This is a genomic window from Paenibacillus marchantiae (genome assembly GCF_028771845.1).
In the GTDB taxonomy this organism is placed as follows: Bacteria; Bacillota; Bacilli; order Paenibacillales; family Paenibacillaceae; genus Paenibacillus; species Paenibacillus marchantiae.
Genome location: NZ_CP118270.1, coordinates 206,833 through 228,674 on the forward strand (window position 1 = coordinate 206,833; position 21,842 = coordinate 228,674).

Sequence of the window (21,842 nt, forward strand, 5' to 3'; positions counted from 1 at the left end):
TTAACACAATTTAAGCAAGCATCTCTACAGAGGTCGAAAAATGCTATACCTTCAGATCCCACTTGCGAACTTCAGTCAAGGTACACTCTCCTGAGGAAAACGCTGTGATCCCTGTGGATTTCGGCCCTGGATAAATACGAGCTGTCATGACCTTCTCTCCACCTTGAATAAATACTTCAACCGACGAGACGTCCACAAAAATTCGCAGCTCCAGTCTACCGTTATGCAGCTGCACTTCAGCAGCACGTTCACCTCCGGGCCCGGCTCCTGCATGATCCCGATTAAGACGGAGTCTACACTGCTGCACATCATAGGCAATGACCGTCTCCTCTCCCTCGCCGGTACGCAGCTTCAATCCAAATTGCTCTGCCCGATCTGCTTCAAAGACGGCAAACAGTTCGTATTGATCTCCTTCCATCCCCAAGTCCCGTGTGCCGTCCAAGCGGATGTCATGTTGTTCAACCTCATTCGAACGATATTGCTCCAGCTCCGGGACTGGCAGGAAGAACAATCGCTCCCCCTTTAGAACGATCTGGCGAGGCAACGTCATCGCCCCTGCCCATTGGTGACCGTTCTGAGTTGGAATATCCATCTCCCACGTCTCCATCCATGCCACCATGATGCGACGTCCTTGCTCATCATCCGTTGTCTGCGGCGCATAAAAATCAAACCCGTAATCCAGCGGATGATATTGCTCATATTCCAGTACGCCCCGCGATTCATCCAGTGCGCCAATCATGTAAACGGTGGAGTGCAAATTGCGATAGTTGTCCATCTGGGCTGGCATTCGCTGCGGAGACATGATCAGAATATCCCGGCCGCCGAGAGAAAAGAAATCGGGACATTCCCAGTTATCCCCGAGTGTGCCGTCACTTTGAGCGAGTACATTGACATAGCTCCACTGCAGCAGATTGGTTGAACGATACAGAAGGATTAAGCCACCGCCTTCCGTATCATTGGAACCCAATACACAATAGAATGTCCCATTTCGTTCAAACACCTTTGGATCACGGAAGTCCTTCGGACTCGTGTGTTCCGGAATCTGATCCAGACGGATAACCGGGTTCAGGCCGCTTTTGACAAAATCCACCCCATTGCCCGATACAGCAATATTCTGCGTCTGTCGGTAATCGTTATCCTTATCCGGTCCCGTCACGACATGTCCCGTGTACATGAGCAGCAGCTTGCCATCCTGAACGATCGCGCTGCCAGAGAAACATCCCCCGCTGTCGTAGCTCTGATCCGGTGCGAGCGCGACCGGAAGATAAGACCACGTGATCAGATCATGACTGACGGCATGACCCCAGTGCATGGGTCCCCATACCGGGGCATAGGGATAATGCTGATAGAACATGTGGTACATTCCGCTGTAGTATACAAAACCGTTCGGATCGTTCATCCAGCCTACTTCAGGCATCAAATGATACGCCAGGCGATAGGTTGGATTCACATGTTGCCGATTTTCCCTGATGTAAGCATCAGCCCGGTCAAGTGTATAGCTTTCCTGCGTCTGATGCTGTGTATCCGGCAGTGGGTTATCTGACTTGTGTTTGAGGTCTGTTTCTGGTTCCTGTTTTACGTCCAGTTCCTGATTCATATGTCTATCACTCCTGTCTCTCTACTGCAATTTTCCTCAAGCCGATTATTTGATGGACCCTTGCATCACACCCTGAATGATATACTTTTGCGCGAACAGATACACCACCAGCACAGGCAGCAGCGTCAGCACGAGACCAGCCATCAATGGGCCGTAATCGACCGTATAGGTCCCATAGAAATAAAAGGTGGATAACGGGAGCGTACGCTGCTCGGAAGAAGTCAGTACCAGAGAAGGAAGCAAGAAATCGTTCCATATCCACAGGACGTTCAACACGGCAATCGTAACACTTGTGGGCAGCAGCACCGGCAATACGATGCGAAAGAAGGTCTGCACTCTGCCGCAGCCGTCCATTAATGCTGCTTCTTCCAACTCCAGTGGGATGCTCTTGATAAAGCCATGATAGATGAATACAGCCAGTGGACTACCAAAGCCGATGTACATATAAATGAGCGACCATTTGTTATCCAGCAGACCGAGTGAACCGTATATTTTCACCAATGGAATCATAATGGCTTGAAAAGGAATAATCATGGCCGCTACCATCAGGAAAAAAAGATATTGGTTCAGCTTGCTGTTATGCCGTACAAAATAATGAGCCGTCATCGCTGCGAGCAGGGCGATCAGCAGTACACCTGCCACTGTAATCAGCAACGAATTCCCGAATGCTGACATATATCCCATTTTATCAAAGGCGCTAACGTAGTTATCCCATTGAAAGGACGCTGGAAGACCCAGTGGGTCCGATGTAATGGCTTGATTGGCCTTGAATGAATTCGTGATTAGCAGCAGAAACGGAAAAATGAACAACACCAGCGCTACCATTAATGAAAGCAGCTTAGCCCAGCCAAAAATACGAGATTGTCCAGCCATTATGCCTCCACCTCCAGTTTTTTGCTGAAATAAACCTGGAGCAGTGTAATGGTGGCAACCAGGATAAACAGGACAAACGCCTCTGCTTGGCCAAGCCCGTAATCACGAGCCAGAAAGGCCTGTTCATACACATGCATGGACACCATTTCCGTGCTTTTGAACGGTCCGCCGCTGGTTAGGGAGACGTTGAGATCATAGACCATAAAGCCCCGCTGGAGTGACAGGAACACGCACACGATAAATGACGGCACCATCAGCGGCAATACAATCCGTGCGAGCATCTTGCGGTTGCTTGCCCCGTCAATACTGGCTGCCTCCATCACATCCTTGGGCACATTCATCAGCCCAGCAATATAGATGACCATCATATACCCGGCATATTGCCATACGGTAACGACGATCAGGGCCCAGAAGGCTTTGTCGGGGTCTGACAGCCAAGAGGCTGCGAACAACGGGATGTTCATTTTCTGTCCGGCAAATACCAGCACCTGATTAAAAATAAACTGCCATATAAAGCCGAGCACAATTCCACCGACGAGATTAGGCAGAAAGAAGCCCGCCCGGAACCATCCCTGCGCCTTTATGCCCCGTGTTACCGCGTAGGCAAGCAGGAATGCAACCGCATTCGTTAGTACTACCGTAATAAATACGTATTCCAGCGTCATCCCGAATGATGTCCAGAACACGGTGTCCTTGAACACGCCGATATAGTTGTCCCAACCCACAAGACTTTGCTCCACAGCAATGCCATCCCAGTTTGTAAACGTCAAATAGATGCCGTATAAAAACGGAATAATCATGACGGTAGCGAACGCAAAAAGCGTCGGTCCGGTAAAAATCAGTCGGGTACGCAGACGGGTCCATAATCCTTTTTCGGTCAGCATTGTCATCCTCCACTCTGTCCAACTGTATTGACTGCCGGTTGGCCGGAGAGGGGAATGGTAGTTCGAAAACCCTCGTCGCTCCACCTCTTGTCCCCAGCAACCGTCCATTCTCTGTATGCAACACCAGAAGACCGGAGGGCAGCAGGTAAGGATGTTCCTCGCCTGTGCCCTGTGCTACTCTGGTTTATTTTGACGTAGGATTTATTTTACCTTGGTCCAATAGTCTTGAATTTCCTTGGCAAGTCCTTTGCGGTCAATTACATCAGCCAAATATTTCTGCATGGAAGCACCCAGTTTGGACCAATGATCGGCTGGAAGCGTGCTCATTGATTCCTCGATTTTACCTGCCTTAATGTAATCCCCAATCGACTTGCCGAGCGGATCAGCCGGTTCAAGAGTGATATTGCTGAATGCCGGAATGATGGTCGCCTGATTCACCAGGAAATCCTGTCCTTTAGCCTCATAGACAATCCAGTCTAGGAATTTCTTCGCTGCTTCCTGCTGCGCTGGTGTGCTCTTTTCCTTGTCGATCAGAATACGTTTGGATACGGCAGCGGAAATTTGGGTGTTGCCAAAATCGTCCGGATTGTCGCTCACAGGAACCGGCAGGAAGCCGTATTTTCCATCCGCTGTATCAAAGCTGTGAATTTGCGGCCAAGCCCAGTTCCCCTGGAACCAGATGCCCACCTCTCCTTTTCCCAGCACTTCGGGTCCACGCTCATACGTCCCGGACAAAGGGGACGCTTTGTCGATGTTATAGGTCTTCATCAGATCAAACGTATCCATCAGACCATTGAAGACGGTGTTGGAAGCCAAATCAACCTTCCCTGCCTTGAGATCACTAATAAATTGATCGACCTTCGTACGATCCGGAGACTGTCCACCATATGCAAGCCCAAGGTAGTGGGCGCCGAGCGACCAGTCCATCGGAGAGACAATCAAAGGAGATTTTCCTGTGGCTGCAATCTTCTGGAATAGTTCTTCAAGCTGAGCAGTAGTCTGTACGGATTCAGGATCAAATGTGCCACCTACAGCCTGATCCAGCACCTGCTGATTGTAGATGAAACCGTATCCCTCAATGGAGAAAGGAAATGCATAATTTTTGCCATCAAATGTGGTAGCCGATGTGCTATTCTCGACGGCATCCTTCATCCACTTCTCTGAAGTGAGGTCCAGAACGCGATCCTTGAATTTCTCAACATCCCCTGTATCCAGCATCATCATCGTTGTCGGGTTACCGGACGCATACAGCGCAGATGCTTTCTCAAATGGAGATTGACCGTTGCCTACAGGCACAATCTCCAGCGTAATACCGGGATTCTCGGCCTGAAAATCCTTGGCTGCCTGTTCCAGCTGAGTGTTAATCTCCGCTTTGGAATTCAGAAGCGTGATTTTGACGTCACCGTCCGATGAGGATGATCCCGAGCCTGTTTCTGTCTTCGCACCGCCACATGCGGATAACATAACAACCATAATTAAAGATAATACCGATAATTTCATCCATTTCTGCTCTCTTTTCATCTGTCATGGCCCCCGTTCATTAATATAAAAGGAAACGCTTACAAATCAGATTATAATGTCAAAGGTTTGACATGTCAATCGTTTGACATAAAAAATAAACTAATTTTTCTTCCCCTATTTATACCATCTTATATTACGTATTTTGGAAGAAGCACAATGATCATTACAGTGTATAGAAAAATAGAAGCATGCAAAAAACGACCTTGTTCAGGTCGTCTCTCTCTCCACCAGTGTGACTGGTAAAATATGCTCCATCCCGATTTCCTCCTCAGCGATCTGGCTTCGGATCAATTCGACGGCAAGCTCAGCCATGGCCTCCATTGGCTGTCTTATGGTTGTAATGCCTGGCATCGCATACCCCGCCGCCTGGATGTCGTCATAACCGACAATTGCGATATCCTCGGGCACTTTGCGGCCATGAAGCACGATCTGTTTCAAGGCATGAATGGCCATCAAATCACTGGTTACGAACAGTCCATCCACTTCGGGATGCTGAGCAAGCAGTTTTCCGACCAACTCGGTGTACTGATGCTGACTGAACACATTCAGATCGGTTTCATGGATTATGACCGGCTTGATTCCATGTGCCTCCAATGTATCCGTAAAGCCTGTCGTTCTGCGATTAGACAGCATCTGCAGTTCCAGATTGCCGCAGATATGCGCCACGTGCCGTCTGCCCTTCGCGAGCAGCAATTCGGCCGCCATAACTCCGCCCTGATAATTATCGGATGAAATAAATGGGATATCGGCACCAATCTGCCGGTCCAATGTAACGATGGGAGAATGCAGATTCATATACTCATCCACTTCGAGCGTATGACTCCCCATAATAATTCCGTCGACCCGGTTACCCTTGAGCATTTCCACATACTCTCGCTCTTTGGAAGGGTCCATGTGTGAGTTGCACAGCATCATTTTTAACCCGTTCCGGTATGCATGATACTCGATATAATTTGCCAGTTCACCAAAAAACGGATGTGACACATCAGGAATAATCAAGCCGATGACGTTGGACTGCTTGCGCAGCAGAGAACGGGCAATTTCATTGGGACGATAATTCAGTTCGTTCATGGTCTGATACACTTTATCCCGGGTCTTCTGACTGATGTAACCCCGATTGTTCAATACACGCGAGACGGTAGTTACGGAAACGCCTGCTTTGAGTGCAACATCATGAATTGTTGCCATAACAACCTCTTTTCCTACAACATTCTTCATATCTTAATGATTATATACGTATTTCCAGTTCGGAACCAATCCCCCCGACCGCCTACTCTTTACTCCGCCTGGATCTTCGCTCTGGGCATACTGTGCATGGCCCCATGTGTCACATGGACCTGAACCACATACGTACCTGCCTGCTCAAATGTATACTGCACCTCATACAGACCATCCTCAACCTCGCTTGCCTTCAAGGCGCCTTGTTTCTCCAGCTTATCCTCTGTCATCATTCCTAGTTCAGGCGAGACTGCTGGGGCATCCTCAAGCTCATTCCAGATCTGGAATTGAATTTGATCTGCATTGCTTACCGGTACATCACCCTGAGTGAGCTTCACCTGCAAGGTAACGGGCTTATGGAGAGGAGCATCGTCAGGGACCACAAGCTGTACTTTGATCATCTCCGGCATCTCACCAGACTGGGACTGCTCCTCATAGGAGCATCCCGCAGTCAGGAGGATCAGAATGATGAAGGGCATGAACCAACGGACTTGTCCGCTCATCAATCATCTGTCCTTTCTTATGAAGAAGATTTTGATGTTTTGCCAATTCCCCACAGCATAACAATAATGATGATAAATGCGATCAGTGCAAGTAACGGAATTGTGATAAAACCAAACCAGTTCAAGTAATCGGTATAACACGGAATTTGTCCGCATGCCACTGAACTGCCCGTAGCCGAGTAAATACGCTGAATCGTTACATGGTATAACGAGATTCCGCCTCCAATGAAACTAAGGGGAAGAACATACTTGGTAATTCCCGCGTCATCCTTGAAGTAGGCAATGCCAAGTAAAATCGTTAACGGATACATGAAGATCCGTTGGAACCAGCACAGATCACAGGGGATGTATCCCTTAATCTCACTAAAATAAAGGCTGCCTCCAGTCGCAATGACTGATACGGCCCAGGCAATAAACAGACGGGTATCAATATGTTTTGCCCGTCGCTCAGGCTTTGAAGCTGTGTCCATCCGCTTGAACCCCCTTTTCTTGTTTGATCATACCGAATAATAATACAACATACATGACTCCAACGGGCTAGTGAATCCGATTATGTACAGTCCACCACCGTACCGTGATCAATTATACGTTACGGCGAGGTTGCTGGCTCCCTCAATTATACCAAATTTTTGAATATTTTGATGTGGCCTTTTTGCGTCCATGTGATGCAGATTGGATTGCAGGTTCACCAAGTAAGATGAAGGTAAAGGCGCTGAAATGAAAACGAAAAAAGCTGCCGTATGGGGCAGCTTTTTTCGTTCTTCTTTTTATAAATAGTGATTACATGGATTTAGTCAGTGTGATGGAGCCATCTTTTTGCGCCCATTTTACATCCCAGCCAAGAAGCTCAGCGATGAAACGCAGTGGCACTTGTGTACGTCCATCTTTGTTAACAAAGACTGTTGCGCCCACATTTTTCTTCATGCCGTTCACTTCCATAACATTGTTGTTCACCCAGAACTTCAGTGTATCATTGCCAGCCATTACAGTTACTTGTTGTGCTTTTTTATCCCATTTCACGGTTGCACCAATTCCTTCGCTCAAGAAGCGCAATGGAATGTAGGTTGTGTTTTTCCAGAGCATTGGCGTGGTGTCCATGTTGGTTGTTTTGTCATTGATTTTCAGCGTTTTGCTGTTCAGCTGCATCCATACAGTTGTTGTCTCTGTTTCAGGCATTGTCGGTGTAGTGGGTTGCTCTTGGAATTTATCATTGAATTGCGTGACAATTGCATTACCCAAGGCTTGACCTACACCAAACATAACTTTGAATCCTTCACGGTTGGTCGTGTACGAACCTCCGTAGTTAGCCGCAGCGTATTGATCCAATACTTGTTGTACTTGCTTCTCATGTGTAGTCAATGCTTGCTGTCCGGCAGCTTTTGGCAAGTTACCCGCTGTTGCGGAATCCAGGAATGTCGCGAACTCCGTGGTGAATCCGTCAATACGTTTCTCGACAGCTGCACGAGCGGTTGCATCATTGTTTTTAACGGCTGTTACATAGTCGCTTTGTGCATTCACGTGGTTGGTTACCCAAATTTTCTCGAACGCATTGGCACCGTCATTACCGTAAATGGAAGCGATCGCTGCTTTGAAATCCGCTGTGTTTCCAGCTTCAGCTGTAACCAGTGCATTGGATGCTGCTGTGCGGCCATCATATTGTTCTTGCATCTGCAGAGCCGACAGAGCGAAGTGCTCGGAAGCCAAGTGGTTCAGTGCAGATCTCAGATCAGCTGCTGGTGTGTCCGCTTTGCTATTCTCGAATTTCTCAGGCATTTGTGTTGTGATTGCTGTGGAAAGTGCTTTACTCACGTCGAACATTTCTTTGAAACCTTCACGGTAAGCTTTGTATGCATCTGTATAGTCACCTGCTACATATTCATCAAATACTTTTTGCACGAGATCTTCATGTACTTTCAAAGCATTTTTAGCTGCCGCTTTTGGCAATTTGCCTTCCGTTGCGGTGCTGAGGAATGTAGAGAATTCTTCTACAAAACCGTTAATATTATTCTGTGCCTGTTTGATTCCAGCCTGGTTACCCATCTTAGTTGCTTTCACAAGATCATCTGTATATTTGTTATGAGCGCGGAAGATACGTTCGAATTCTTTGGCTCCTGCATCACCGTAAAGGGAAGCGATTGCCGGCTGCATATCCAATGCATTTTGGTCGAGTGCTTTGTAAGCTGCGTCTGCATCTTTTGCTCCGTCATATGCCTTCGCCATTGCGGTTACTGCGAGTGCAAAGTGTTCGGATAACAGGTGATCCAGGCTCGCTCTCAGGTCAGCAGCAGGTGTATTAACACTTGCCTTCATTGTAGTCATTGGTGTCTGTGCTGCTGCAGCAGCCCCGGCGATTCCCGGCATCAATAACGTCAAGCTCAGCATGGGTGCGATAAATTTCTTCATTTTCATTTTCATTACGTGTTCACTCCTCGGTTAGTTTTGTTTATCCTTTGTTTCCTCGTCGTCGTCTTCATAGGGTGTAACGCAGGGTTCTTCAATCTGGATCACCTCTCTGGGCAAAAAAAATTGCAGCCTCCGTCCAGGAAAGCCGCAAATACGCGCCACAACAAGGTTTATCTCAAATTTAAAAATTTAAAATTATAGTGATCTGCTCCATTCAGCACTGCATACATACTGTAAGTGAAGGACTTTATTTTCCTTAATTTATCAATAAAAAGCTTACATCCAAGGTAAACTTGAAGTACAATGAACAGAACAATTGATTTCAATGAAGGAGGTTCATCGCATGACATTGCTGCCCTATATTTTAATTATTGGCATTGCCCTGTTCGGTGGAATTGCTACCATGATCATCGGGAATTCGAAAGCGAATCAGACCAGCAACCCCGAATATGATCGCAGGACCAAGCAAAATCTGAGCAAACTTACTTATGTATACGTTGGTGCCATCGTTCTCGGCATAGGCGGTTTCGTCCTGTATTTAGTGAACTGAATAGCGCTTACTCTCAGCAAAGTACATGTCTGAACTTTTCGAGTAATTTTAAAATTTCGTTGTACATATGGGATGGTTTGGCGAACCATTCCCCTCTCTCTTATGATGGCCAAGAGTCCACGTATCACCCACAAATGAATTTGTTCATAAAGACTTTTCCTGCTGAAAAACTTACCTTCCTGCGTGTATCCCTGCTCAAAATCATCTACATTCTCTCCCATTTCTCTCTCCTTGCTTCTCCAACATCTATAATGTGAATGCTCTCCTCTGTAAATAACAAATTCCAAATGCCAAGATCCTTACACATGTTTACAAGTTGGAGATAATTCAGAATTATTCTGGATATGTTCAGCGGGTAATATAAAGCCATAAGGACAGCAAGCCATTTATAAAAAACACAATATATAAGTTGAATCTGACTTTTACACCATAACGGAGAGGGCAGAACCAATCTGAAGAAGCGTAGCTAAAAGCTTTCTGTAAGAAAGCTTCTTCGGAAGCATAGGCTTCGCCTTTATCCCCGGATTTTCCCCTTATAAAAGGATTCAAGAAAATCTGGGGGTAAGAGCGATCGGAAGTTGGTACTGCACTCGGAGTGGTAAGGTGTAAATCCCCCAATTCAACTTATATAAACTAAAGGAGAGTTATACACATGAAGAAAAACTTCAAGAAATCCGCAGCAACGATGATGGTACTGGGCATGACATTAACAGGAGCAACGGGCGTATTCGCAGGAACTCAGCTGGAGAAAATCTCGGCATACCTCAACCATGGGATCAGCTTCAATGTTGACGGTGCGGCGTACTCACCGACTGATGGCAACGGCAAGAAACTGGCTCCAATCACATACAACAATTCAACTTATCTGCCTGTACGTGCCATTGCTGATGCGCTGCATGTACCTGTATCGTATGACGGTAAAAAAGGACAGGTTATCATCGGAGAAGCTACAAGCAATGCGTCCGCATTGAGCAATGTAACATATAGCGCAGCGCAAAAAGAAGCCATTCAAAAGGCGTTTGCACAGTTCGACGGCTTCGAGACAGCATACGCTCCTCAACAGATGATTGCAGGTGATATGTTTAAAAGTGTAGGCGCTGGTGGCGATGGAGTAAGCTTTACTTTTAACCATATGAAAGTGGATGTGTCTCCAAGAGATTATTCGGACGGTTACAATGGCAAAGATGTAAAACTGTCCAATGGCGTTACCGCCAAGTGGTACACACCGGATCAAACGGGTATGCTCACGTTCAAACTGGATGATCGTTATGTCACAATAAGCTCACCTGACCATAAGCTGTCTCAGGCTCAGTTGCAGCAAGTGGCTGTATCTGTGCAAAAGGTTCAAGGTAATGATCAGGGCGTTACGGGCTTCGCTGATGTGAAATATACCCAAGAACAGTCAGCCGCCATCCGCAAAGCCTTTGCGAAATTCCAAGGATTCGAGACTGCTTACGCACCACAACACATGATTGCCGGGGATTCATTCAAAAGTGTGGGTGCTGGTGGTGATGGAGTAAACTTTGTCTTCAATCACATGAATGTCAGTGTGTCACCTAAAGACTATTCCTTCAGCTATGACGGCAAAAATGTTAAACTGCCAAACGGCGTTACCGCCAAGTGGTACACACCGGATCAAACCGACATGCTGACATTCAAACTGGATGATCGCTATGTGACTCTCAGCTCGGCAAATAATGCATTGACTCACACACAGCTGGAGCAAATGGCTGTATCTGTGCAAAAAGTGAAATAAAGGCTAATTCTTAGAAAATCAACTAACATAAAAATAAATATTTATATCAAGACACATTGAAGTTCTCTATAAACAAGTGAGACTTCGATGTGTTTTTTTCTGATGTAAAAATCATCTGTACTGTAAAATCCACCTTCTCAAGATGCTCAGACAACAAATTTCATTATATTGAACCAATAAATGCCCAGAAGCACAGCTATATAAAATTTCAGCTGTACTTCTGAGCATCTAGGATTAGAAATTATTTTTGTCAAAAGGGCCTGGAAGTTTCAAAGTGTAGACAAGTGTAGATTCATCTTCCTTCGTTGGTATAATCATGGTCAGAACACCATCTTGTAACGCCTGCTCTGGAATCTTTTCCGTACTGATTCCCCACCTCGCTTCTGGCATGTCCGTTATGGAAAACGTCCCAAGCACCTTGGTATAGTCCTGATTGGTAAACAACACTCTAGTTAGATCCATGTAATGGAGAGTAGAAGTTGATAAAGTCAAAGTTCGGTCAAAATTCAGAACCACACCGTCAATACGATCCGGATAAAATGATTCCAATGACTTTGTATTGATCTGATCCAACTTGTACATATCCCCTACTCTTTCCATTCACCGGGCACTCGCATGAAAAGCAAGGTTTTCTGGTGTCATGACTGTACTCGTATTACGCTCATCATCACTAATTAATAATTCTTTGTTACTCCAGTAAGCCTTCGTTTCAGACACTTTGAGCCCCAAATCCTTGTTCCATTGTCCCAAAGGAATAAAGGTCTGGTTATAGAGTGTCAGCAATTTACTTGAGGATCGAGCCACACTGGAAGAACGCTGTCCACGACTGAATGTGATTTGGTCCTTACCCAATACATATTGAATATGAAAAGCCTTGGCAAATTCCTCTAGAGGAACATAATGTTGCCCCTCCAAATAAAATGAAGGTTGTCCCTTATAATTCAATACTCCCTCTCCGGACTTGATGGCTACGGGTTGTAAAGGGAAGAATATGCCAGAAAATTGAAATGAATCCCAGTAGCCCTTCCATTCTCGGTATGTATCATATTGCAGTTTCAGATGTTTATTCTCTGAAATGATATATAGAGAGGGAGGAAATGAACCTGGAGCTGAAAAATACTGTTCAATAATGTATTCATCCTCTGTTATCCACTGAACACCCTCTGTGCGAGCACGATAGGGAGAATCATAAGTTCGAATCAGTTTGAGGGTCTTTAGGTCATATAAATGAACCGTGGACGATTCCATCTTACTATCCAGTCCATTCTCAGTAACCAGTATCAGCGTTTTTCTTTCTGGTGAGACAGACGTATGAACATAGCCAATACGATCTTTCAGAAGTGTTATTTTCTTTCCATTCTTGGTCGCAACAACAGTCCAATCGGATTTGCGGTCTCTTGTGTTGGTTTGTGAGATATTCAGATTAACATCTGTACTTGCCTGAAAAGCTTTGGTAGACAGCCCTGTCTTTATGTCATGCTTCATCCAAAGCTGTTTCACCTTGGCTGTCTTTCCTTTGGCACCACCATATTCAATATAGTTACATTGGTACTTACTTGTGCAATATACACCAACGTTACGGGTTTGCGGGAGTGGTGAGATGGCATAATCCGTATCGGTAAAATCCTTCTCAAGCAAAATTTGCCCGCCAGTATATACCTTGTTGCCTGTAGTCATGGAATAGTATATTGGTTTATGTTCTTCTTTTACATAAAGCGTATAAAATATCCCTAATTGTGGCTCCAAGTAAATTCTATTTTCACCTTCATGTACCTTGCGAAGAGAGTTGCTACTGTAATCATACTCATATAAGACGTAATAATATTGATTGTTATCCGTAGCATAGTAAGTTATGTAACCCTTTAAGCCTAGTGGTGTATCGGAAACAATTGTATCAGAATGCCCTGAAGTTATCGTTGAGCCCGTATAAATTTGGGGGAGAACTGCATTCTCGGTAAAGTGATATTCATTCACCTTTCTTTCACCTGTATCAAAACTCGTTCGGATGGTTTCTACAACAACCTCATGTTCTCTGATCGAAAAATTAATGCTGTGCCTCACACGTTCCTTTAAAGAAGTGGTTGCGGATTGCGTGCTTTGCTTGTTGGTTTCAGGGCTAGAAGCTGCAACTGTTAGTCCGGGTAAGGAAAAAAGCATAACGCAAGCCAACACAGTAACTAAACAAATAGATATTCTGGACATACTTAACTCCTTCTCTAGTAATGTATATTTTATGTGACCTGTTAAGTATAGAACTTCCGACCTAAACATTCATTACATTTACTTCCAGTTCGCAGTCGAAGATCTATTTTTAAATAACGTTTACACCTCCAAATCCGCTAAACGAATCACTCTCCGATAGTTCATGTAATCGATCATATCCTCCCAGTCCAACTCACCTGCGTTACTGTCACGATAGTATACGGCCGCAGCGGGTAGGAAACCGACCAACGGACCCATGCCACCACAGATCATCGCTCCACCGTCGCCACCTTTGGGCATCATGTTTCCAGAAACATCAAGCGTAAGCTCATAGTTATAGGGATCTCCGGCAAACTGGACACCAAAAAAGTTGGGCAGCTCCAAGTCATACGGACGGTCATTCTCAACTACTAGAGAAGGGTCCGGCTCTGCCGATTCATCCACAATTCCCTCCACCTCTTCGAGGCTTCCAAAATGCTTCAATTTCATCGTGTAGTCGAAGCTGTCTCCCCATGGAAATAACGTGCGGCAGCCCCCTCCATACAGATACTCCCACTCATCTTCAGTAAGCAAACCAAAACCCGCTTTTGCTTCTTCATTGATTAAATACTCCAACGTCAAATCTTCATTGAACCAAAATACCTGTACTGCCTCACCTTGACGAACCAGACGGAACTCTTGATGCAGTTCATACTGGTTCAGATCGGACAACTTAAACTTCTCCAACTCTTCTGCAAAATAGGCACTCTCTTGCGCCATCGCTTCAGCTTCCGTCACTTCAATCCAGCCAAGTGAATGGTTCCTGCACTCCACCAGCATGGGAGCAATGTGCACTTCCCTGACCGGAGACATCTGGCTACTTAAAAAAGAATCCACGTCTTCCACACCATACTCACTGACCGTCTCTAATAAATCGGTTGACGTTTCTTCGTTCATTCCATCCTGCCAGCGATCCCAGCCGAGTGTCACCCGATCACCAGGCACAAACACAAATCTCTGCTCATCATACGAAAATACACCTGTCTCGATTCGCTGACCGAATCGTTCAAATGTCTCCATTTCTTCATACTTCAAACCTGTGGGAAAATAACTGACCATCCCACGCAACAGTTCCTCTTTTTCCTGAGCAGACAGCCCTTTCCATGCATCTCGATTCAATGGCCCCATATACTCATCCACCTTTACTTGTATCCTCATACATCACATCAACCTTGAAAAGCCACTCACGGGTATATCCTTATTTCCCTGCGGCCTTTAACAGTTCTAACAGCAATTCTTTCCGTCTTCCCTCAGCCTTGCGTGCCAGCGTTGCAAGCTTCTCTACCTTGCCCCAGATCGGATACAACACATGCTCCACTTCATAGGTTTCCATTCCTTGCAGCGATTGGACCAGAAGTTCAAGCTTCTCCTCATCCTCCAACTCTGGCTGAATCTTCAGCTTCAGGGAATCCGTAGAGCGACGCAGGCAGGTAACTAATGCAGGTATGGAACTGGCCGTTACACCATGTGTCTCAGCAAAGGCAACGGTGAATTTATCCTGTACCAACTGGTGCTCATCATCCACTTCACCCATGTAATATTCAACCAACGGGAAATACCGCTCATCTGCCAATCCAAGTCCGAAGGTTGCATAACTGCCTGGCATACAGTTCTTTTCACCCTCTGTATCCGCATAAAATTCGAACTCTTCGATCGCTGCACGTGCATACTCTTCAAGTAGCGGACGCAGCTCCGGGTACTCCAGTGCGTTTGCGAAAAATCGATGGGTATCCGACTTCGCAAGCCCTTTAATCGGCAGATACTGCTTCACGCTGGATTTGAGCTTGATCTTGTAACTTTTGGGGAAGCCCTGCTTCAGCAAACGGGTGATAAAACCAAGGGCCTGTTTGTAGGCAGCTACTTCTTCCTTGCGAATGATGATAGTAATGATCGAGAACACATCGTTGGCTGTGCATTCCATCTGCTCATTTTTTACATGAATATCTTCCTTGGCATAGGTTCCGCTACCTTCCGTCATCATACGAACCGCACGGCTACTACCCAATTGTTTGGCCAGTTCCAAGAAAGTAAGGCCTTTCGGTTTACTGTAACTAGGCTCATAACGAAGAATCATCACGGCTGCATACAGCAGCAGATCGATAGGCTGTGCCACCTGCTGCCCATGCTCAATCTTTGGCTGGTCCTCCTCCAAAGAAGCACCTGGCTTAAGTGTATATACATTGGCGCTGTATGCAGAAGGCTGTACATCAAAGTAACGTGGCAAAAAATGATTCTCCGCCCAAGACGTTATCGCACGAATAATATCACCACGATGCTCCGCCAGAGCTTCCTGACGCCCTTTATTTAACTCCTGTATTCGATCATATTGCGCTATAGTCCACGCTACGTCCAGTTCAGGGAACAATTTCGGGTCAAGCAGGTGACGCGTCAAAAAAAAGGATTCCAACGGCTTTGTTGGATATGAACCTTTTAGCAGCTTATGGTCTACGTATGTATGAATGCGCTCAAGCAACTGCTGCCTTTTCCCTTCGTTGATATATTCGAGCATGGTCACTTGCAGCTTTCCTTCTGTCGTTGGAAATTTCCCGCGAAAGGTAAACCGATAATCGATCAACGGTGTATCCACCAGCTTGTCCAATTTCTCTTGAACCACTTCTACAAGCTTGGGCTGGATCTCATTTCGTACCTGTTCCTCGGTAAAGGGACCGGGATTCTTCGATTTCAATCCCTCATCCAATCCAAGATCCACACTGTCTACTGTAGTCCGTCCAGGTCTGTAATCCAGCAAAATATCATTAAAAATCCCCATTTGCAGCGTAGTTCGCTTCACAGCCTTTTCCAGGTCATCCCGCTTCAACTGTTCACTAAACCATTCTTCAATGACCTCAATCATCTCTTCCATTGCCTGATCATAGAGTGTACTCATGCTTCGACCGCCTTCCCATTTATCAGATCATTCCTCAAACCATCTATGCTAAAAATTACGTATTGATGTTCGTATATTACCTATTATCTTACTCTCTCACGCATCTGCGAAACAATAAGTCTTACGCACGGTTGTACGCAGAGAAATTAATGGATAAGCTCTTTCGTACATGTCTAAGCATTCCGCATACAAAACAAAAACACCGGATTCAGGCGACTTTCCGCCCAAATCCGGTGTATTCACGAAATACCTCTTCCTTCTTGTATTACTTTAGTATGATTCATCTCGTAAATCATTCACGGTATTAATTAACTGTTTTGAACCATTCATTGACTTCCGTTGTGATTTGATCGCCGCCCATGGATTTCCACTTCGTTACGAACGCGTCGAATTCATCGATGCCAACCTGACCGTAAATAATTTTGCTGAACGTATCTTTCTCCAGCTTGTCGAGCGCATCTTTCTTCATCTTCATCGTATCCGTAGGTGCACCCGTAAATTTGTTCTTGATTGCATCATCCTTATGAGCTACCACGACTTGAGCCGCAGCAAATACTTCAGGTTTGTTGGCGATTTTCGTATTTTTCTCGAAAGGTGTTTCTGCTTCCTTACCTGTAGCGAGTTCTGCCAACGTATCCATCATCAGGTTAGGAATACGGGCACCATCATAAGTGAGTGTATACTTCAGCGGTGATACGCCGTCTTTCAGATCAGCTTCACCAAGCACTTTGCCATCTACAATATCAAAGTCATATCCTTGAGCAAAGCCATGTTCGAACTCCCCACCCACTTCTGGATTAGCGAAGTTATCAAACAAATAATTTTGATATGTGAAGAAAATTTCTGGGTTTGCCATATCCTTGTTGATCAACACGACCCCGTTGCTAGCACCTGAACCGTGGTGATGGCTCTCCCCAGTCGGTCCGGTTGGCAGGGCAATTGCTTTGTAGGTAGCGCCGTCCACATTTTTCTTCACATCATCGATCGGCCAGTTCGGCATCCAGTGTGGTCCCACAATGATTCCGGCTTTGCCTGCTGTAAACAGTTCAGCTGCCTTGATTTCATCATATACGCCGGCTTCCTTCGGCAGATAGCCTTTGGACAACCAGTCTTTCATCGTTGCAAGTCCTTCTTTCACACCCGGTTGAACCGAGCCATATTCCAGTGTTCCTTCTGCATTCAGATTCCACTGTCCCGGCATCGTGTTATACATTCCGAAGATCCAGCCGGATTCGGTCATCCATGTATTGAGGGCAATTTTCATACCGACCGTCAGACCGTACGTATCTTTCTTACCGTTACCATCCGGGTCCTGATTTGTGAATGCATCCATCACCGTAACGAGCTCATCGATCGTTTTTGGTTCTTCCAGTCCCAGCTTCTTCAGCCAGTCTTCGCGGATGAACATAACAGGGTCGCCATTGTAGGCATAATCGAAGATCGGAATACCATAACGTTTACCTTCATACATGTATGGGTACCACTCTTCCGGTGCGGATTCGGCAGCCCCTTTCCATGTGTCGGATGCATACTTATCGAACAGTTCACCTGCATCGGCGAATTTACCCGACTCAATCAACTCACGCACCAGATTGTAGTCACCACGGATAGAGACGATATCCGGCAGCTCTTCATTAGCCGACAAGGAGAGACGAAGCTTCGTGTAAAAAGCATCATTGGTCACGGATACAGCCCAAGGTGTGGTCAGATCGATGCCCAAACGTTCTTTGGCCCATTTGGTGTGCACGTTGTTCTGTGCAGTTTCTCCGTTCTTAAACTTTGTATCATCATTCCAGGCTCGCAAATAGCTCATCTGAACCGAAGGTTCATACTTACCATCTTGCAGCGCAAGTGGTGCAGCCGCTTCCTTGGATGGTTCTTCCTTTGCCCCCGAACTGCATGCCGTTACGGCAACCATCGTCAGTGCAAGCAATGCAGTCATCATTTTTCTATACATGAAACCCCTCCTCAATCACTTTGAATACCCTTACATGAAAAGGATAGTGCAGCCGGGGAAGCAAACATATATCACAATTTCAATGTTCATATTGATTTGTTAACCGTTCCGAAAATCCTGCGGGGTCAGGCCATAATGTTTGCGGAATACTTGAATGAAATAAGGGGTATTGTTATATCCCACTTCCTGACCGACTTCATAAATCTTCATTGCCGTGTGTTTCAGCAAGTGAACAGCACGTTCCATCCGGGAACGGATAATGTAGTCACTAATGCCTTCACCCGTCGATTGTTTATACATTTTGGACAAATATACCGGGTGCAGATGAACCTCCCCCGCAATAACTTGCAAGGAAAGATCTTCTCCCAGATGGTGGTCAATCCATTGCTGGACCTGTCTGATCATGTTCGATCCACTTTCCTGGCCCGTATCGGTTGTGCTTAGAGCCCATTGTTCCATCACGCTCCGGGTCCATGCTTCCAGACTCCGAAGTGACACGCCGTAGCCGTCCTTCAACAGTTGCTGATACTGCTCACCAAGGACATCGGACAACTGTCTGCCCTCCCGATGAGCCATGTAGGAGAACGCGGCTGCGAGATAGTGAAAAGCAACATAGACATGCTCCGGGAACACACTATCCGATAACTCGGCAAAAATCGCATCAATCTTGCGATTGGCGTCCTCCATCCGTCCTGCTTCCAGCAGTGCGGTCAGTCCGGGTGGCTCATACAGTGCCGCAAGTGATTTCAATGTTGATCCATGGGAGCCGGCAGCCGCATTGAGATGCAACCCTTTGCCTGCTTCCGCCTGCTTGCGCAAGGCACTTACAGCTTGATGGTAAAGCTGCGGAACTTGCTCTGGAAAACGGCCTATCCGGCTGACTGATAGTGAAATCGTCGCGTTTAAATACTGCTTCACACTGTGAAGCAGCCGTTCTCCGAGCCGCCCCATCAGCAGTTCCGGTTCAGACTGTGCCTGTTTCGGACTTGCCATGAAAACGAGATCATCATACGCATCGTCCGTATGGCAGAGATGATAGCTGCTGCCAAAGATTTCTTCCACGACGTTAGAGATGGCGTATTTCATTAAACGGAATGCCTTGTTTGTTGGCTGTGGGTCATCATAGCGGATAAGCAGCAGCTGCATTTTGTCCTGGGGACGGAATCCAATCTCGAATTGCTCCAGCTTCTCCACAAGTTCGCTCTCTACAAATTTATGTCCAAGCAGCACATCCTTCATTAATCCCGCCCGCTTCTCCGGTAAATGTTCTCTCACCGAATACATGGCGCGCTGGTGCATCAACTGTTTCTCTCCCTCCAGCCGAATCTGGACGGAGGCCTGCTGCACGGCTTCAATCAACTCCTCATCCCGCACTGGTTTCAGCAGATAACTCACTGTTCCATGACGGAGTGCCTGCTTCGCATAATCAAAGGATGCATGTCCAGATAAAATGATACATTTGGTCCGCTCCCACTTTTGACGAATATGACTCACCAAATCCAGACCAGACAAGCCCGGCATACGAATATCGGTGATGATAATATGGACCTGATGTGCGGCCATTTGCTGCAATGCCTCTTTCACCGAGTACGCCTTATATACGTGCCCAATCCCATGTTCTCTCCACGGTATGGAGGCTGCAATCGATTCCACCGCTGAATGTTCATCATCCACGACCATTAGATTCATCATTAGGATATTCCTCCTCAAACCATCGTATTTCCACACTGAGACCCCCATAAGGGATCACTCCAAAATGAAGCCCTGAAGAATGACCATATCGTGTAACGAGCCGCTGGTGTACATTCCAGGTACCCGTGCCTATTTCTTCACCCATCGGTTCATTGATTTCTCGCTCAAGACTAGCAATCTCTTCCGACGTCAAAGTAACACCGTCGTTATCGACAAACAGACTGTATCGTGTGTATTCCCTTCCATCGATTTGCTCTTGTGCTGCCATACCTGTAACTACGATGTGACCGCTACCCTCCATCGGTTCAATGCCGTGAATGACTGCATTCTCCACAATAGGCTGGATCAGCAGCCTCGGAATGTGCTGCTGCATCAGTTCTTGCGGTACAGCGATCTCATACGACAAACGGTTGGTGCGCATCTGTTGGATGGACAAATAATTGTCCAACAACCGGATTTCCTCTTCCACGGTCGTCATATCGTTCTCATCACGTGTGATGTAGCGATAGTAATCTCCCAGGCTGAGCGACATGGCAATAACCGCTTCGCGGTTGCCGAGCTGCGTCATATTTTTAATATAAAACAGACAATTATACAGGAAATGAGGATTGATCTGTGATTGCAGATGCTTCAACGTCGCTTCCCGCGAGCGAATGCGTTCCTCGTATACCTTTTCGATCAGCTCCTGAATCTGCTCGGCCATGTGATTGAAGCTCTGCGTCAGATAAGCGAATTCATCCCGGGAGTGATCGACCGGAATTCGTGTGGACAGCTGTCCTTTGCGAATCTGCTGCAATCCTCTCATCAGACGTTGTATCGGCACCTGTACCTTTCGGTATAACAACAGGGCAGCGCCAATACTGAGCACGAGCAGCAGCAAAATCGAGGTTATAAACATATTTCGGCTCTTGTCCATCGGCGTAAGCAAATCATCCAGTACAACCGGGTTAACATAGATTCCGTTTAGTTGTTTGGAGAGCACATAACTGACCAAGTACTGCTTGCCCCCCACCTCCAGCTGATGGTTGCCTTCACTATCCAATTCGGTTAATGGCATGTCCCGCATCACCGCTTCCACGAGCTCGGGGTCCGCACTCCGATTTAACAGAGGCTCGTTGCCAGGGACGAGAAGAAAGGGATCTCCTCCCTGGGCCTCCTTGAAATCATCCAGCATGGCAACAATGTTCATCGGGTCAAAATCAATCTCCATCACCGTTCGTACATCCGTGGTCACAGGTTTTTCATTCCACTCGTAGTTATCCGTAAAGAAATAAGTGAAGCTGCCTTCGTTCAACTGCCATCGGCCTGGCTGTGGAAAGTTTAACATCTTCTCATTGAAGACCGTCCGGTTGGACATGGTGGATAGGACCAGCTCTGCCTGAGGCAGAACAATGGTAATATCGTTCTTCCAGCGGCTGGTGGACTGGTATAGTGACAATTTGTCGAGAATATCGAGATAGATGCTGTTTTTCTCATATTGGCTGGTCGATTCTGTCATGTAACGATAGTGTAGAATGCTTGGATCACGCAGTAAAGTCAGCCCATAAAGCGAGAGCTGTTCAATATTTTTATCCACCTGAGAGCTAAAATAGTTGAACTGGTTCAAGCTGGACTGTTGCTTCTCCTCGACGATCATGTCCACGTTCGCCTGATTCGCGTAGGTATAGAGCAGCAAGATGGGTACCAGCAAGCAGACCAGCAGCATGACTGTTTTTGAGAATACTGTAAATTTCATTGCTTCACCCTGTCCCGTATTAAAG

Annotated in this window: 17 protein-coding genes; 2 read left to right on the forward strand and 15 right to left on the reverse strand. The window is 46.3% G+C overall.

Annotated features, from left to right (window positions below):
- Positions 1 to 43: 43 nt before the first annotated feature.
- The 8 genes from PTQ21_RS01060 to PTQ21_RS01095 form a co-directional block, all read right to left on the reverse strand.
- On the reverse strand, positions 44 to 1,597 hold the full coding sequence (locus PTQ21_RS01060; protein ID WP_274568551.1) for a glycoside hydrolase family 32 protein: 1,554 nt from the start codon (positions 1,595 to 1,597) through the stop codon (positions 44 to 46).
- A 45-nt stretch (positions 1,598 to 1,642) separates the two neighbouring features.
- Positions 1,643 to 2,470, reverse strand: a complete 828-nt coding sequence (locus PTQ21_RS01065) for a carbohydrate ABC transporter permease (protein WP_079697127.1) — start codon at positions 2,468 to 2,470, stop codon at positions 1,643 to 1,645.
- Positions 2,470 to 3,354, reverse strand: a complete 885-nt coding sequence (locus tag PTQ21_RS01070) for a carbohydrate ABC transporter permease (protein ID WP_079697128.1) — start codon at positions 3,352 to 3,354, stop codon at positions 2,470 to 2,472. Before PTQ21_RS01070 ends, PTQ21_RS01065 begins: the two co-directional genes overlap by 1 nt.
- Positions 3,355 to 3,555: 201 nt before the next feature.
- The gene (locus tag PTQ21_RS01075; RefSeq protein WP_218670791.1) at positions 3,556 to 4,875 is read right to left on the reverse strand and encodes an ABC transporter substrate-binding protein; all 1,320 of its coding nucleotides are present in this window, start codon (positions 4,873 to 4,875) and stop codon (positions 3,556 to 3,558) included.
- 207 nt (positions 4,876 to 5,082) lie between these two features.
- Positions 5,083 to 6,063 carry a LacI family DNA-binding transcriptional regulator gene (locus PTQ21_RS01080; protein WP_079697129.1) on the reverse strand — a complete coding sequence of 327 codons (981 nt, stop codon included), beginning with the start codon at positions 6,061 to 6,063 and terminating at the stop codon, positions 5,083 to 5,085.
- Positions 6,064 to 6,152: 89 nt separating this feature from the next.
- Complete coding sequence (locus tag PTQ21_RS01085; RefSeq protein WP_079697130.1) at positions 6,153 to 6,596, reverse strand: FixH family protein; 444 nt, start codon at positions 6,594 to 6,596, stop codon at positions 6,153 to 6,155.
- Between the two features lie 17 nt (positions 6,597 to 6,613).
- A complete protein-coding gene (locus PTQ21_RS01090; protein WP_269054181.1) occupies positions 6,614 to 7,066 on the reverse strand; it encodes a disulfide oxidoreductase in 453 nt (150 codons plus the stop codon).
- A gap of 310 nt (positions 7,067 to 7,376) precedes the next feature.
- Positions 7,377 to 9,005 (reverse strand): copper amine oxidase N-terminal domain-containing protein, encoded by a 1,629-nt coding sequence (locus PTQ21_RS01095; RefSeq protein ID WP_274570429.1) that lies wholly within the window; start codon positions 9,003 to 9,005, stop codon positions 7,377 to 7,379.
- Positions 9,006 to 9,342: 337 nt separating this feature from the next.
- Between PTQ21_RS01095 and PTQ21_RS01100 the strand changes: the two genes are divergently transcribed.
- Positions 9,343 to 9,549 carry a hypothetical protein gene (locus PTQ21_RS01100; RefSeq protein ID WP_063567093.1) on the forward strand — a complete coding sequence of 69 codons (207 nt, stop codon included), beginning with the start codon at positions 9,343 to 9,345 and terminating at the stop codon, positions 9,547 to 9,549.
- Positions 9,550 to 10,201: 652 nt separating this feature from the next.
- The gene (locus PTQ21_RS01105; protein WP_269054182.1) at positions 10,202 to 11,305 is read left to right on the forward strand and encodes a stalk domain-containing protein; all 1,104 of its coding nucleotides are present in this window, start codon (positions 10,202 to 10,204) and stop codon (positions 11,303 to 11,305) included.
- Between the two features lie 234 nt (positions 11,306 to 11,539).
- Here the strand turns inward: PTQ21_RS01105 and PTQ21_RS01110 are convergent, their stop codons facing one another.
- From PTQ21_RS01110 to PTQ21_RS01140, 7 genes are all read right to left on the reverse strand, one after another.
- Complete coding sequence (locus tag PTQ21_RS01110) at positions 11,540 to 11,905, reverse strand: hypothetical protein (protein ID WP_274568556.1); 366 nt, start codon at positions 11,903 to 11,905, stop codon at positions 11,540 to 11,542.
- Entirely contained in the window at positions 11,906 to 13,576 is a 1,671-nt protein-coding gene (locus PTQ21_RS01115) for a hypothetical protein (protein ID WP_274568557.1), read from the reverse strand.
- 51 nt (positions 13,577 to 13,627) lie between these two features.
- Positions 13,628 to 14,704 carry a hypothetical protein gene (locus PTQ21_RS01120; RefSeq protein WP_274568558.1) on the reverse strand — a complete coding sequence of 359 codons (1,077 nt, stop codon included), beginning with the start codon at positions 14,702 to 14,704 and terminating at the stop codon, positions 13,628 to 13,630.
- A gap of 40 nt (positions 14,705 to 14,744) precedes the next feature.
- Positions 14,745 to 16,433 (reverse strand): DUF6138 family protein, encoded by a 1,689-nt coding sequence (locus PTQ21_RS01125; protein WP_274568559.1) that lies wholly within the window; start codon positions 16,431 to 16,433, stop codon positions 14,745 to 14,747.
- 304 nt (positions 16,434 to 16,737) lie between these two features.
- Positions 16,738 to 18,390 (reverse strand): extracellular solute-binding protein, encoded by a 1,653-nt coding sequence (locus PTQ21_RS01130; RefSeq protein WP_274568560.1) that lies wholly within the window; start codon positions 18,388 to 18,390, stop codon positions 16,738 to 16,740.
- Between the two features lie 99 nt (positions 18,391 to 18,489).
- A complete protein-coding gene (locus tag PTQ21_RS01135; RefSeq protein WP_063567087.1) occupies positions 18,490 to 20,082 on the reverse strand; it encodes a response regulator transcription factor in 1,593 nt (530 codons plus the stop codon).
- On the reverse strand, positions 20,057 to 21,817 hold the full coding sequence (locus tag PTQ21_RS01140) for a sensor histidine kinase (RefSeq protein ID WP_063567086.1): 1,761 nt from the start codon (positions 21,815 to 21,817) through the stop codon (positions 20,057 to 20,059). Before PTQ21_RS01140 ends, PTQ21_RS01135 begins: the two co-directional genes overlap by 26 nt.
- Positions 21,818 to 21,842 lie beyond the last annotated feature (25 nt).